16 protein-coding genes are annotated in these 14512 nt (G+C 46.6%); 10 read left to right on the forward strand and 6 right to left on the reverse strand.

Going from position 1 to position 14512, the window contains the following annotated elements; translation table 11 throughout:
• From AC0T7J_RS10595 to AC0T7J_RS10610, 4 genes are all read left to right on the forward strand, one after another.
• A partial coding sequence (locus AC0T7J_RS10595; RefSeq protein ID WP_473793994.1) for an aldo/keto reductase occupies positions 1-474 on the forward strand: 474 nt, incomplete at its 5' end.
• An 89-nt stretch (positions 475-563) separates the two neighbouring features.
• Complete coding sequence (locus AC0T7J_RS10600; RefSeq protein ID WP_473793996.1) at positions 564-866, forward strand: DUF1330 domain-containing protein; 303 nt, start codon at positions 564-566, stop codon at positions 864-866.
• A 217-nt stretch (positions 867-1083) separates the two neighbouring features.
• Entirely contained in the window at positions 1084-1818 is a 735-nt protein-coding gene (locus AC0T7J_RS10605; RefSeq protein WP_473794578.1) for an SDR family oxidoreductase, read from the forward strand.
• A gap of 517 nt (positions 1819-2335) precedes the next feature.
• The gene (locus AC0T7J_RS10610; RefSeq protein ID WP_473793998.1) at positions 2336-3976 is read left to right on the forward strand and encodes a methyl-accepting chemotaxis protein; all 1641 of its coding nucleotides are present in this window, start codon (positions 2336-2338) and stop codon (positions 3974-3976) included.
• Positions 3977-4078: 102 nt separating this feature from the next.
• Here AC0T7J_RS10610 and AC0T7J_RS10615 read toward each other — a convergent pair whose 3' ends face one another.
• Positions 4079-4699 (reverse strand): LysE family translocator, encoded by a 621-nt coding sequence (locus AC0T7J_RS10615; protein ID WP_473794000.1) that lies wholly within the window; start codon positions 4697-4699, stop codon positions 4079-4081.
• Positions 4700-4808: 109 nt separating this feature from the next.
• Here AC0T7J_RS10615 and umuC point away from each other — a divergent pair, with 109 nt between their 5' ends.
• Together umuC and AC0T7J_RS10625 are read left to right on the forward strand one after the other, a co-directional pair.
• Positions 4809-5870, forward strand: a complete 1062-nt coding sequence (umuC, locus tag AC0T7J_RS10620; RefSeq protein ID WP_473794579.1) for a translesion error-prone DNA polymerase V subunit UmuC — start codon at positions 4809-4811, stop codon at positions 5868-5870.
• Positions 5871-6174: 304 nt separating this feature from the next.
• Positions 6175-7149, forward strand: a complete 975-nt coding sequence (locus AC0T7J_RS10625) for a hypothetical protein (RefSeq protein ID WP_473794002.1) — start codon at positions 6175-6177, stop codon at positions 7147-7149.
• A gap of 611 nt (positions 7150-7760) precedes the next feature.
• On the opposite strand, the gene AC0T7J_RS10630 is transcribed toward AC0T7J_RS10625, so the two are convergent.
• Together AC0T7J_RS10630 and AC0T7J_RS10635 are read right to left on the reverse strand one after the other, a co-directional pair.
• Positions 7761-8714 (reverse strand): hypothetical protein, encoded by a 954-nt coding sequence (locus AC0T7J_RS10630; RefSeq protein WP_473794004.1) that lies wholly within the window; start codon positions 8712-8714, stop codon positions 7761-7763.
• Between the two features lie 3 nt (positions 8715-8717).
• A complete protein-coding gene (locus AC0T7J_RS10635; protein ID WP_473794006.1) occupies positions 8718-9338 on the reverse strand; it encodes a Fe(II)-2OG oxygenase family protein in 621 nt (206 codons plus the stop codon).
• Between the two features lie 419 nt (positions 9339-9757).
• On the opposite strand from AC0T7J_RS10635, the gene AC0T7J_RS10640 reads away from it, so the two are divergent.
• The 4 genes from AC0T7J_RS10640 to AC0T7J_RS10655 all read left to right on the forward strand — a co-directional run bounded on the left by AC0T7J_RS10640 (position 9758) and on the right by AC0T7J_RS10655 (position 12579).
• A complete protein-coding gene (locus tag AC0T7J_RS10640; protein ID WP_473794008.1) occupies positions 9758-9997 on the forward strand; it encodes a DNA polymerase V in 240 nt (79 codons plus the stop codon).
• 82 nt (positions 9998-10079) lie between these two features.
• The gene (locus AC0T7J_RS10645; protein ID WP_473794010.1) at positions 10080-10322 is read left to right on the forward strand and encodes a phage repressor protein; all 243 of its coding nucleotides are present in this window, start codon (positions 10080-10082) and stop codon (positions 10320-10322) included.
• Between the two features lie 147 nt (positions 10323-10469).
• Positions 10470-11210, forward strand: a complete 741-nt coding sequence (locus tag AC0T7J_RS10650) for a nitroreductase family protein (RefSeq protein ID WP_473794012.1) — start codon at positions 10470-10472, stop codon at positions 11208-11210.
• A gap of 166 nt (positions 11211-11376) precedes the next feature.
• Positions 11377-12579, forward strand: coding sequence for an MFS transporter (locus AC0T7J_RS10655; protein WP_473794014.1), 1203 nt, complete (start codon positions 11377-11379; stop codon positions 12577-12579).
• Between the two features lie 63 nt (positions 12580-12642).
• On the opposite strand, the gene AC0T7J_RS10660 is transcribed toward AC0T7J_RS10655, so the two are convergent.
• The 3 genes from AC0T7J_RS10660 to AC0T7J_RS10670 all read right to left on the reverse strand — a co-directional run bounded on the left by AC0T7J_RS10660 (position 12643) and on the right by AC0T7J_RS10670 (position 14480).
• The gene (locus AC0T7J_RS10660; RefSeq protein ID WP_010246960.1) at positions 12643-12858 is read right to left on the reverse strand and encodes a YdgH/BhsA/McbA-like domain containing protein; all 216 of its coding nucleotides are present in this window, start codon (positions 12856-12858) and stop codon (positions 12643-12645) included.
• A 273-nt stretch (positions 12859-13131) separates the two neighbouring features.
• A complete protein-coding gene (locus tag AC0T7J_RS10665; RefSeq protein ID WP_473794018.1) occupies positions 13132-13302 on the reverse strand; it encodes a hypothetical protein in 171 nt (56 codons plus the stop codon).
• A gap of 512 nt (positions 13303-13814) precedes the next feature.
• Positions 13815-14480, reverse strand: coding sequence for a transcriptional regulator (locus AC0T7J_RS10670; protein WP_473794020.1), 666 nt, complete (start codon positions 14478-14480; stop codon positions 13815-13817).
• Between the last annotated feature and the right edge of the window lie 32 nt (positions 14481-14512).

Below are 14512 nucleotides of genomic sequence, written 5' to 3' on the forward strand. Positions count from 1 at the left end.
GCCGGTCGTGACGTGGAGCGGGAACTGGTGCCACTGCTCTGCGAAGAGAAAATAGGACTCCTTGTCTGGTCACACCTCGCCGGTGGTTTACTTTCCAGAAAATTTGGCCATGGTGCAGCGGCAGAGAGCGATTCCCGTCGCAGCAAATTCGATTTCCCACCGGTTGGTCGTGCTTTGGCGTGGCGATGCGCTGCTGAAATGCGAATCATTGCAGACAAATACGCTGTATCGGTAAGCAGGATCGCACTAGCATGGTTACTTGCCAGGCCATGGGTTACCAGCGTGATTATCGGTGTAAAACGGATCGCCCAGCTCACCGATAATCTTGGCGCTACAGACATCGCTCTGACAGCAGAAGAACTGACGCATCTTGATGCGATAAGCGCTATGTCTCCTCATTACCCGGGATGGATGATCGAACATCAGGATGCAGAACGTTATCCCAAACCTTTCACTTTTAAAGCACAGAAATAAACCTAACCCATTGTTAACAGCTCAGCTTAGTCACGTATGTCTGTGAGCTTACGCTGAAATACAACATCATCTACGAAGGACAAAGAAAAATGAATAAAGGTTATTTAATCGCTCATGTAACTGTATCAGACCCTGTCGCTTACGCTGAATATGCCCGGGCTGCCGGAGAGGCAATGCAGGAATTCAATCCGAAGATAATTGCCTGGTCCGGGCAGTATGAAAACCTTGAGGGCGAATCACATGAACGGCATGTTGTCTTTGAGTTCGCTTCTTATACTGAGGCCAAACGTTTTTATGAAAGCCCTGGATATCAGGCAGCCAGGTCAATACGGGCAGGTGCTGCAACCGGAACGTTTGTACTGGTTGAAGGTCCGTCCTTTGACACCAAATAGTATCGTGTCTGCTTCTCGCTCATAGCGGAATTTGCCCCACTCAATGTCTGCTTTGTGCCAGAAGCGGACATTGCTAATACCCTGGCACACGCTAAACAGTTTGCAGTGCAGCTTATTTCTGTTCCCCATGTAAAAAGGCATTAACTGAAAGATGGCACTTAACTTTCTCATGTATATCTACATCCACATATAGTCATCAGGAAAAGGATGAATGAAGATGCTGAGAGGTAAAAGAGCTGTTATTACCGGTGGCGGCGGGGGATTTGGCCAGGCGCTGTGCGTGTGGCTGGCACGAGAGGGAGTCGAGGTGGATTTTTGCGCACGGCGGGCTGAAGATATTCAAAAAACCAGCAGCATCATCACTGCTGAAAGCGGCATTGCAAAAGGGTATATCTGTGATTTAACACGCCCTGAATCCCTTTCTCAGTTTTCCTCACAGCTGTTAATTTCAGACAAGCCTATAGACATTTTAATCCTGAATGCTGCTCAGTGGTTATCAGGGAGATTAGACGATCAGCCTGACACAGAAATTATCAATACCGTCAGTTCAGGTCTGACAGGTTCGATTCTGCTGACTCAGGCTCTGCTGCCCGGGTTAAGACGTTCAGACAATGCTGATATCGTCTCAATTATATCTTCATGTGGGATCCCGAATTTTACGGATTCAATTGCGCATCCTGCTTTTTTCGCCAGTAAACATGGGCTTAGCGGGTTTATCACCAAACTGTCACAGCAGTTGTCCGAAGAAAACATACGTGTGACCGGGTTGTATCCACCGGATTTCGAACTTACAGGGTTAGATACGCTTGTCGACAGTGAATCCAGAATGGGGGAACGTCTGATGAATGGGCGCTCAGTCTGGGAAACAATTCGTTTTGTGCTGACTCAGCCACGTAGTTGCCATATAAGCAGTATCTACTTTCAAGGTCCAACTCGCGAAGACCTGGGATAAGAGTAGCTAAAAGCCAATAGAGTTAAACAAACATTCATACTTCCGCTTCTCGCTCAAAGCGAACATCAATAGAGTTGCATATCACGGAACCGGCAGAAGCACTCATCCTTTCCCAATGGAAATGCATACACTCACTCAGGCGTAATCTTTCATAAGAAATAAAGTTTCTGATAAGCGAACCGATAAAAGCTATGCCTGTCGGTATGATTGCCTCTGTCACTGACAGCGTTTGTCCTTTTAGAAGTGGTTCCCGGCTTTGCTTCCCCTGTGCCGGGATTTTTTATTTCTGTCACCAGACCTGCCGGAGAAACACCGGTTTTAATCTTCAAAAAATCATCACAGCATGAATAGGTAAGTGCATCGATATGCATTCCCTGTAGTCCAACATTTTGCGCAAGCCGCATACAGCAATAACCCCCAACGGCCTCTGAATGACCCTACAAAAATAAAAGATAAGATAAGCGTTAATCCACATGTAAAGCTCTATTAAATAAACGTTATTTCAGCCAGGAACCTTATGAACAACATCAGAATCTGCACGCGGCTTGGCGCTGCGTTTGCCTTCATCCTTCTTCTTCTGGTCATCGTTGCGTTTACCGGATTTACCCGCATTCAGTCTCTGGGAGAGACGGCGGATACACTTGCAGGCAGCCGCTATCAGAAGGCCTCGACTGCAACCAATCTGCGTTACTATTCAACTGACCTTAGCCGGCTGGTCCGTAACGTTGTCCTGGCGGATGCACCTGATCGGAAGGCCGTCTTTAAAAAAGATTATGACAGGATACATGATAAAATTACCGCTACGGTTGATCAGGTTGATGCCCTGCTGAAGGCACCCAAAAGCCGGAAGCTGATTGCGCAAATCAGGAGCACCGGCAGTCAGTATCTGGCCTTTTCTGATGACGTTGTCGCGCTGGGAATGGCAGGCAAGCGGGACGAGGCCGCTCAACTTCTTCTTGGTCCGCGCTACCAGACCCAGGTTGACTATCTGAAAACTATTGCAGACCTGGTATCTTTTCAGGAACAACAGATGCAAACGGCGCGTAGTGCTGCTGAAGATGAACAACATGCGGCCACCATTCTGCTGACTTCGCTGAGTGCTGCCGCCATTCTGCTTGCCGTCGCCGCAGCCTGGCTCATCACCCGCAGCATTACCCGCCCACTGAGCATAACGCTTGCCGCCGCACAACGCATCGCACGCGGAGACCTGAGTCAGGCCGTCCCTGTCAGCGGACGGGATGAAACCGGTATGCTGCTCACCGCAGTTGCTGAGATGCAGGACTCGCTGGCGCAGACGGTCAGCACAGTACGCCGGAATGCCGAGAGCGTTGCCGCAGCCAGCCTGCAGATTGCGCAGGGGAACACAGACCTGTCTCAGCGCACCGAGGAGCAGGCCAGTGCACTGGAGCAGACTGCTGCTACCATGAGCGAGCTCAGTGTCACAGTCAAAAACAATGCCGACAATGCCCGTCAGGCGGCACAGCTTGCTGTTAACGTGAGAGAGGTCGCCCGTCAGGGAAGCGAGGTGACTTCCGACATTTTCGGAACCATGAAATCTATCGGCGAAAGTTCTGGCCGGATTGCGGACATTACATCGGTGATTGACAGCATTGCCTTCCAGACCAACATACTGGCTCTTAATGCGGCGGTGGAGGCGGCGCGTGCGGGTGAGCAGGGGCGTGGCTTTGCCGTCGTCGCCGGTGAGGTGCGCACGCTGGCTAGCCGCAGCGCCACAGCAGCCGGTGAGATCCGTCAGCTGATTGAGGCAAACTCTGCAAGCGTAAGTGCAGGCAGCACCCTGGCGAGCCGGTCTGTGACCACGATGGCGGATATAGTGTCATCGGTCGGTCAGTTAAGTGATACCGTTGAGGAAATTACTGCTGCAAGTGCCGAACAGGCCCGCGGTATTGAGCAGGTCGGCATCGCCGTAACGGAGATGGATGGTGTGACGCAACAGAATGCGTCACTGGTCGAGGAATCAGCTTCAGCCTCGCAGAGCCTGCGCGAACAGGCATCCCTGCTGCTGCAGTCGGTGTCGGTATTCACGCTTGCTGCAGACTCTCATCCTGCAGCCACCCGGCATGCAATTGTATCTGTACCAGCCGTAGTGAAGAAAGAAGCGCCTGCTGATACAGACGGAAACTGGACGACCTTCTGATATCTGGCTGCGTCCTGCAGAGCGCAGCCTCTCTCCTTTTCCGTATTGACTCTTAAGAATGTCCGCTTTGTGCCAGAAGCGGACGTTTAAACCAGCCGAAGGCTATCTCGTGCTCATAGCAAGTTTGGCCGCGAAGCATAAAAATAAGCCGCCTGTTGCTCTATCCATCACTTGGACAACGCGACTTTTCTTCAATGCGGCTGACGCAAAATGTGTGGATAAAATGAGTATTAGTGACCATATAGTTCCAATCGATACGTGGATGCTTACCAGGATAAAAGTCCATATCAAAGGAGAGTGACCGGCAGGTATGAACTGTGGCAAAAAAGAGACATAGAAAATGCCCATTTTAGGATTGAGCACATTCCCCAGCATTCCTCTGATAAACCAGTTCCCCTGAGAACCGTTGTTGTCATCGTCATCACTGAAAGATGATCGGGGACGTATCAGCAGTTGTAAGCCCAGCCAGCTCAGGTAGACCGCGCCACAAACTTTGAGCACAGTGTAAGCCATCTCTGAAACCGCCAGAAGAGCACCAAGACCTAACGCGACCAGCGCGCCCCATACAAAACAGCCAGCATCAATGCCAAGTGCAGCGTGAAAAGCCTTTTTGCCGCCCTCAGCACAAGCTGTGCGCAGAATAAGTGCCGTATCGAGGCCGGGAGTCAGGGTAAGTAACAGTGCTGCGAGAGAGAATGCGAAGAGGGAATCGTTAACAGTCATTTTCTTTGTCCGAAAGAGCAGATGCTAATCATTTAGTTCCTTACAATCCATCAAATATTACTTTTTAAAGGTCCGCTATTCGCTCATAGCGGACCTTAAAGCACCAATAATTTCTGTAGATTTTCCATTCCACATAAACGGTGACATGTCAGCGCGCATGATGGCGATATTGGGGGAGATGGCTGCAGGACAGGAGGTTTACTCTATTGACGAGTGTTTTCTTGATATCACCGGAATTAGCCGCCTGACACCACTTGAGACATACGGCCAGCAGATGCGCGAGCGTATCCGAAGAGAGACCGGGCTGATAATTGGCGTGGGATTTGGACCGACTAAAACGCTGGCCAAACTTGCCAACCAAGCGGCAAAAAAGTGGTCAAAGACGAATGGCATCGTTGATCTGTCTGACAGAAACCGGCAGCGAAAACTCCTGCATCTGACTGATGTCGGCGATATCTGGGGAATTGGTCAGCGTATTAGTAAGCGGCTGAACCAGTTGGGAATAACAACGGCCCTGCAACTTGCAGACAGCAACATCAGCATGATAAGGAAAAATTTTGACGTTATCGTTGAACGCATCACACGTGAGCTAAACGGTGAGTCCTGCATTGCAGTTGAGGATGCGCCACCGCCTAAACAACACATACTGAATTCACGATCATTTGGCGAGAGAGTAACAAAACTGGAAGATATGCAGCAAGCAATCGTGCTGTATGCCACGCGTGCGGCGGAAAAGCTCAGGGAGAAGAATTCGCGCTGCCGCCATATTAGCGTGTCAGCTGCTACCGGCAGGCATGGCGATGAGCCGCGATATTCGAATACTGCATCGTGCATCCTCGACTATCCGACCAATGACACGCGGGACATTATCGAATCAGCGCTTCGCGGTCTTGGCACTATCTGGCAGGACGGTTACCGGTATGCCAAAGCGGGAATTATGCTGGGTGATTTTTACCAGTCAGGCATGACGCAGTTTGACATGTTCAGTGAGCAGCAGCCACGTGCGAATGCAGACGCTCTAATGTCAGCGCTGGACGGTATCAATCGCTCAGGTAAAGGTAAAATCTGGTTTGCAGGGCAGGGAGAGCGCGACAGCTCATGGCAGATGAAGCGTGAAATGCTGTCACCTCGGTACACAACGAGATTAAAAGAGATTCCAAAAATAAAATAATCTTAAGCGTATAACTAAGATAGCTAGGTTATAATTTAGCTTTGAATACGCTATTTTAGCAATAACGGGTTTGATTTTTAGCATGTATGCATATACAGCAACGTTGCTTAGTTAGACAATACTCACACTTTAGTTAATTTGCCAGGTGCATTTATCAGTTGCTGAAAATTGAAATGTCTTATAATTTTAAGGAACAGAATACAGTAACCTAGTTGAAAAAGGCACTTAATATTCGGCCAATAAAAATCCCTTTCAGGAATGAAAGTTTATGAGAGTCAAAGTGTGACTGATAAAGGAGTGTATCTTGCCTAAAATTTTCTATAAGAGTAGCGACTATAAGAATAATCATACTCATTTGAATACTACAAATATAGCATGCCTAAACTGCAGAAAAATTGATCTTTACAGGTCAATTATAACTGTCGGTAACCCTAGTTTCATTTCAAAGCAAATGATTAAGGATTATGGTCTTGCGCGAACGATATATAGCTCTGTAATAGAGAAAGTTGGTGTTGTCTTCGAAAATATAATGTCTGATGGAAGTGGTATGAGGCTACATCCTATATATCATAGGCACGTGAGCGATAAAAAGCGTATTGTAAGTTACAATCTAGGGATGGCTTTTGAAAAATTCTATGCCGAAAAGTTGTTTAATATTCCTAGTTTAGTACATGTCGAAAGTCTCAAGGCGTCAGGTGCTATTGAGTTTCTTGATGGTGAAGAAATTAAAGAACGCGAACCAGACTTAGTAGGTAAGTGTTTGAATGATGATTGGCATGTTTTTGAAGCTAAAGGAATGTCAACTAACCAGTTAAATTCGAAAATACGTGATGCTAAAGAACAAGTGCAAAGAGTAGGTTCAATAAACGGAACTACACCCCAATCACTAAATGCTTGCGCAACTTACTTTAGTGATCATCAAATATTAACTTATCTGGTAGATCCGAAGAGCAAAAACGAAAAGGACTTTGCAATAAAAGGAAGTAAATATTTCGATGCGATCTACAAGCCAATATTCCTTTTCGAAAGCGCTTTAGATAGAAAGCTAAAGCTAACAGCTGAAGATGGTTTTAAATATTATGCGATAAATCTTGAAGGAAAAGGAGTTAAACTTACAGTTGGTATTGAAGAGGAAATTCATGATTTAATTCAACAAAAGGAAATTTCTATATTACCTCTATCTTTAGCGACTAAGTTTATAAATCAGCGCCCTAGAGAAAGAGAGCAGAATTTCTCTATTGGTTTAGATGGGATAATTGTGAAATATCGTGATTATTAGTCATTTGATGTGCGTGTCAAAAGAGACTTTCAATAACTCGGGCATAGTATGCAGCCTTTAACGTCAGCTTCTGGCTTTTAAAGGAATTGGGTATTCTAAAAATATCCGGCTATGGAGCAGACTTATTCCGAGCCAAACACAGCAGGCTGCAGTGTCGGTAATGATAGCGTGGCCCAAAAAAAAGGCGTGAGATTAAACAGGTTAAATTCTGGAACGCGCCTCGCATGACTAAACCATCGCCCTGTATTTGCAGTCCAATGGCTCTACTATGATGCCTCTCACATAACAGGAGGTACTATGGAACAGGAATTCGAGGAGCAGGCTCACGCCGCAGCATGCAGCACTATGGTGAGGCTGTCTGGTTGTTGGTCGCCAGCGGTGAAACGGTATCGCAGGAGGCGATTGCCAGAATGATAATGGAACTATCAAAGCGGAGGCCTGATTTGGCTTCAAGTATTGCGCTTTCAGTACTTGTGGGTACGCAAAAACCAAGGGAGCATAAATAATATGTTTTTTGAGTAGATATATCTTATTTGATGTTTTTAAAATTAAGGCTTAAATCATGTATATCCTGCCAAGATTTGACAGGATATTATTGATTAATTTGAAAATTAATCGTTACTAAAACTCCAGTATCCATGATCTTCAGCAAATGATGACATTGCTTCAGAATCGTTAGGATCGACCAATTCGTAATATTCTTCAGGGGTGTAATGTGTTCTGTTTGTGTAATGGTCTGCCACTCCGGCAGCAACTAGTTGAGCATAACCATTCAGCTTTAATCCACAACCTGAACATGAGAAACTATTTGGAATAACAGATCTTCTGGTGATTATTTCTTCGCCTGTGTTTTCAATCTGTAATTTACCAAATTCATTGCCATGAACTGTGGCAATACAAGAACACGCGGGACATATAACTTTATGGTGCTTAGTGTGTGCAAGCATTTCTCCTTTCTGTTGCGCAAGTACCTTTAATGCGTCTCTGTCTTCCGGAGTTTTATCATTAAAAACTTTGGCATAGGCTTGAATTTGGTCTAATACCTGTTTTTTAACCTGCTTATCTAGTTCGATAATTATGCCTTGTGCTGCAGCGGCTTCATCGTCTCCAAAAAGCTCTTCTAAGCTTCTATCTTGTGCCAAAGATAAGACGCTACAACATTTATAAAATTCTCCAATCCACTGTTGTTGTTTATATTCAACAAAGGCAGCTGTGCCTGTATGTACTTCTTCATTTCTACGTCCGGCCAAAGTTAAAGCTATCGCATATTCAGTATCATTGAAATCAGTAATCAATTCTTTGCAAAGCTTTAATACTTGGGTCGTTGATATAGACCTAGTCTGCGAAACCTTCGTATTAAGACCAAGAGCCGCGAGAAGATTCCTCTGTTCTTTATCAGGTTCAGCAAGCAAGCATGGGCTGATGAATGAAATTGCTGATCTTGAAAGCAATTCAAGCCCCATAGCGCACCACAGGCCAAAAACATCGGAATTTCTTTCTTCATTAAAGGCACGTTGAAAATAAACTCTACTTTTTGTCCACAAGGAATCATTATCCCAACTCATTTTTTACCTCACATATGCTCTATATATTTTTCTTTTCTCATGCTCGTTATCAACTCGGCTTCTGCCGTGAAGCATTTTCCAATTGTTAAGTACCAAAACATTCGAGCCGGACCAATATAAATCGATTAAATTGACTTGTGAAATTACCTTATTGAAAGCCTCAACAAATTTCTCAGCTTGTCTATTGGCCGGGAGCATTATGTTAGGATCATACCTGTATCCGTTTTTTTTCGAAGAAATGAAATTAATTGCTCGGTAATTTGAGTTTTCGAAAGTTTTGACTACAAAGACAGCCTCGTTTACGGCATTTTTTTCGGTTTGAGAAAAACGGTCTAAAATGTCTTTCCATGGCAGCATAGTTGTTGACGTGCTGCTAATTTCAGGTGACCACATTACTAACAATCTTGCTGGTACTGCCCAAAATGCAGTATCAGTGTGTAATGGAAAAGTGTTTAAACCAAAATTTTGACTAAAAGAACCTAACCTAGCGTTTCTTCCATCATTTGCAACAATTACATCATATTCCTGACCATTAGTTGTGGGGATTATTTCTCCCAACTTCTTAACTAATGATATAAAACTTTCAACTGAGTTGCAGTTTTCAATAACATTATATTCATTCATAAAAAGCCAGGGTCATTTTATGTGAGAGGGATCACAATTATTAAACGCGATATAAAATTTCAATCGATCTGTTTGTTATTAAATTGTTGTGTTTTATCCTATCATGGCTGCAAATTTGGTCAATGCATAATTTATAAATCTTGCTTAAGAATTTACGGTTTTTCATTGAATAAAATTTTGTCTTGTTTTCGTTATTGGAAGAATTCACTACCAAATTGAGATAGATCAAGCTAAGAATTTTAGCGCCTCCACATTTTTAATCATAAGATTTGAGATTAGAGGGTAATAATCGCCAACGCCAAATAAAAGACTCATGCTATCCAACTCGTTACATTTTTCAGAACTGATCTGTCTTGATCAAATGCCCTCATTGATAATACTGTTTATGTATGCAGTGTTTATCGAAAGGGGGATTAATCATGCCGCGCGACTATGAAATCAAACATGCATTTATGAACGCCATGAGGCGACAGCCTGGGCAAGGCGTTATCGTAACTACCCAGGAATTTGTCCGTCAGCTGGAACTGCTTAACTGGCACTTCAGCCTGCGTGAGGCTAACCAGTGGATAAAGGCCAACACAGTAACGTTCCGCGACGCCTCGACGCAGGAGGGTGAAGCAAAGATCTACAAACAGTTCAACCCCAATGGGGGTTTCTGATATGGACTTCCCATCACCAGGGCAGGATTACGTAGAACAACGCCTCACTCTTAACGGCATGCTTATGTGAAACCCGGCCAATATGATGCGTATTGATACGCCAGAGGGCTTCGTTCTGAAAGATCGTTTAATAAAGCCTGCAGCTGGCGATATAGTCGCATTTCAGTTCGATGATTATCCACAGATAGGCAAATTATTCAGGACAGGGATAATTACGCAGGACGGCGAAACGATCGACGGGGAAGGTCTTGAAGGGATCATCGTGCTGGGAAAAGTCACGGCCACGATTGTAGCGGTGTATGAGCCGTTGCGGCCTCCAACGTAAATTTATTAACTTCCGCCATAGAATTTTGAAGGTGTACATAGACGTGTACATAATTCAAGACAGTTACAAAATGCCGGGATAAAACCCATTAATTACCAAGCGTGTAGAAATAGTACTGTTATAGTTGCGCTTTATATGGGAGGAACCATGAGCGAACTGATTGATATTTTTACAAGTCACAAAAGTGAACGCAGTTTCACTGAACAACCTGTCGATGAAGCTGTGCTGGATCGGATTATCAGTACCGCTTACCGCGCACCCACATCAGTAAACTCGCAGCAGGTTTCTGTGGTGATCACGCGTGATGCAGGACGTCGCGCAAAGATCGCCGCCATTGCAGGCGGTCAGCCGTGGATTGCCAAAGCACCGGTGTTTATCACCTTTGTGCTGGATATGCATAAATCAGCCGTGGGAATGGCCGCGGTCGATCAGCAGCAGATTGCCCATCAGAGCATTGAGAGTATCGTGTCGGGTTCTACCGATATCGGTATTGCGCTGGGGTCGGTAATGGCCGCTGCGCGTGCGGAATGTCTGGGAATTGTGCCAATTGGCGGTATCCGTCGCGACCCGCAGGCGATGATTTCTCTACTGGAGCTGCCGCCGCTGACCTTCCCGGTAGCGGGTGTGGTAATCGGTCACGTAGATGAACCGGCTCATCAGAAACCACGTCTGCCTCTGGCGACGTTCCGCCATGATGAGACTTACCAGACGCAGGGCCTGGAGCAGCAGATTGCGGCCTACAACAATGAGATGGTTCAGCACTGGAAGACGATTGGTCGTAATGACGGTGAGAGCTGGAGTGAAAGCGTCAGCGGTTACTATAAAAACATCTACTTCCCGGATGTACTGCCCGCACTGCTGAAGCAGGGTTTTGGTACAGATAAATAGTTCGCTCTCGTTATTGAGTGAATAGCACAAGGCCATCCGTACAGTTTACGGGTGGCCTTTTTCATTTTGTTACTATAACGAAAGGTGACTTTCCACGTCGTAACACATAATTTCCCTTTTAACCGAAGCGCAACTGACTTTAACACTTACCTTCCAGGGAAATAACATGTCTCAGCGTTCACTCTACGCGCTCTGTTTAATGAGCTTTTTTCTGGCCGATGTCCGCGACGGCCTGGGGCCATTTCTGGGCATCTTTCTTACGGAGCGACACTGGCGACCCGACGAAATCGGTGTGGTAATGACCTGTGGCGGCATCGCCGGATTACTTGCCACGCTGCCAGCAGGGATCGCCGCCGATGCAACCCGCCATAAAAAAATGATTGTGCTGCTGGGCTGTCTGGTGATTACCGTTGCTACGCTGCTGCTGTGGTACAGCAATCAGACCTGGACGGCGATGGTCTCGCAGGTTGTAGCAGGCCTGGCTGCGGCGTTTATCGGCCCGACTGTGGCGGGGATCACCTTAGGGCTCACGGGCCAGCGCGGCTTTAACCAGCAGATGGGACGCAATGAGGCGTTTAATCATGGCGGGAATACGATTGCTGCATTGCTGGCCGGTTTTTCAGCCTGGTACTGGGGGATGGGTGCCGTTTTCATTCTTATGACGGTAATGGCGATTTTCGCTGCTTTCGCTACGCTGGCAATTCGCGGAAATGAGATCGATAACGACGTGGCGCGCGGTTATGAACCGCATGAAGAGCGTCAGCCAGCGCTGCGCTTATCAATGTTGTTGCGTAATCCGGCGCTGATGGTCGCCGGTGTGACGCTGCTGCTGTTTCATCTTGCCAATGCCGCACTGCTGCCGATGCTGAGCATGCGCGTTGCCTCGGCGGGCGGCCAGGGGGCAGTCAGTCCGGGCCTTTATGCGGCGGCAACGGTAGTGATTTCCCAACTGGTGATGATCCCGGTCGCGCTGTGGGTGTCTGAACGGGTTGATACGCACGGCTATCGCCTGTTTATCATGGTCGCCCTGATGATATTACCGCTGCGCGCGGTTCTCGCCGCCGGCTTTGCCGGGCCGATTTTTGTCATTCCGGTTCAGGTTCTGGATGGTATTGCGGCCGGGATTCTCGGTGTGGCGGTGCCAGGCTACATTGTCTCCCTGCTGCGGGGTACGGGTCATGTTAACGCCGGGCAAAGCGTTATTATGCTGATGCAGGGCGCAGGTGCAGCGCTGAGTCCCGCCATGACGGGCATGATCGCCGCACGTTATTCCTACAGCACCGCGTTTGCGGTACTCGGCGCAATTGCGCTGGCAGCGCTGATTCTATGGTGGCGCACCGGTAGCGCCCCAGCCGCCCGTCTGGCCTGATCAAACACAAAAAAGGCTGCCCATTGGGCAGCCTGTTCTGGCAAATCCGTTTGCGACCATCCGTTATTTATAAAGTTCTGCGGTCATGTGAACACGGTTATTGGTGTTCGCTTCCGTAATTTTATACTGCGCGCCCTGTTCCTGAGCCTGAGCAGCGATTTTTGATTCTGCGCCATCCAGTGTGGATGAGGTGACAGAAACGCTCTCGGCAAAGCTGCCAAAAGAGATCAGAGACAGAGTTGCGAGTGCGGCGATTGAGAGTGCTTTTACATTTTTCATGGTCATATTCCTGAGTTATGAATTGGGAGGATGTTTGCCTCCGATGGGAATAATAGTAACTCAGGTTATGATATCCATGTTAACTATTAGTGCGGTAATGGTGATCATGCTAATTGTTTATCTGAGGAGCAGACAGCGACTGTGCCGTCTCCGTACTCAACGTCCTGTTCCAGCGATGGGCAGGATCGTCGCGATAGCGTGCATGCCAGCCCATTCCTTTCTGCATTCAGTCTCACTCTGTCTGCATACGATGTACGCATCATCCCGGTTATTTTACAGGGTGGTCAGCGAACTCATCACCCCGCATCCCGCAGCGTTGCCGAACTGAAACCGGAACTTTGCTCCCTGGATATCTTCAAAGTATTTAACCTTCGCCTGCTGATAACCAAGGGAGAGGATTGGTCTTTCATGAGGATCACGACCCAGCGCAGCAGTGCACATCATTATGAACGACAATAAAGCTAATGACGATTTACTGAACAACCTCGGAACGCCTGTTAAAACTGGGGTGTATGATTTGGCATGCACCCCAGTTAAGAGGAACCCATCTTTAGCCAGATGCAGTTCAGAATAGTGAAAAATTAATCATCAGTTTTCACAGGATTGCTTTATAAGGTGAATGTTGTTCAATAGGGAGGCAGAAGTAAACAGGTAAGCAGTTAGCAGGATTTTATCATCAATTAATATGCAGGGCTTATTTTTAAGGCAAATCGTGATTCATGCTTTGCCCGGCATTTTTATAAAACCTTAAAAGCAGACTGCATCTTTAATTAAGGACGCTGTGTAGAACGTATGGAGAATATATCCTGGCTTAAACTATATTTCTCTTCACACCCCACGTTGCAGAACGTTCAGGTCAGTTTATGCCGGCAACCAGCAATAAATCCACGGGCCGTAAAACGACCCGCTCGCATCAAGAGAGATTTGGAAGATTGCCACTGCAAAAATATTATCTTTTATCCTTCCAGGGAGAGGCTTTGTATCTGCTCCTCCTGCCATATTTTTTTCCGCAAGGCTGATTCCGGGCTGAATAAACCTGTAAATCCCGGATTACAGTGATAAACATACTCAAAAAAAGCCGGCTGCCTGAATCCTGCTTTGGTTACGATACTATTACGGTGGTGATACAGCGTTTTTATCGCACAACCAAGTTGTCTTGAAAGTACCGACAGGCTAACTCCGGCCGTGAAAAAGGGCAGCAGGCGATGCTCCGTATGTGTCAGGCTGACCGGTCTGACGCGTTCTGCACTTATACGATAGACAGAGGAATGTTCAGCTATTTCTCTTATGCTATGGCAAAACGATGCAATATCCTGTGTCTGAGACAGGATCATGTCACCCCGACTTCTGGCCGGGAATATGCGCCCGGTATGTTCCTGCGTCAGCCAGACCACAGATATATCCTCCCGATAAGCCCGCAGTTTATTGAAGGTAATCCATTCGCCACGAAAAATTATCAGGCTGTCTACAGCAACGATGATGTTGCGTGCATTCTTTACTTTCTGTGGCAAATTTTGAATATCATAGCCTAATTTCAGACATGTCATCTCTGGCAACAAGTCATCAATACCTGTAAATAACCAGTTATTTTCAGTAATAACTACAAGTAATCTGTCATCCATTATATTAATCTCCCTGGCTTCTACGTGTTAAG

It is taken from the genome of Pantoea sp. E956-1 (assembly GCF_982223955.1).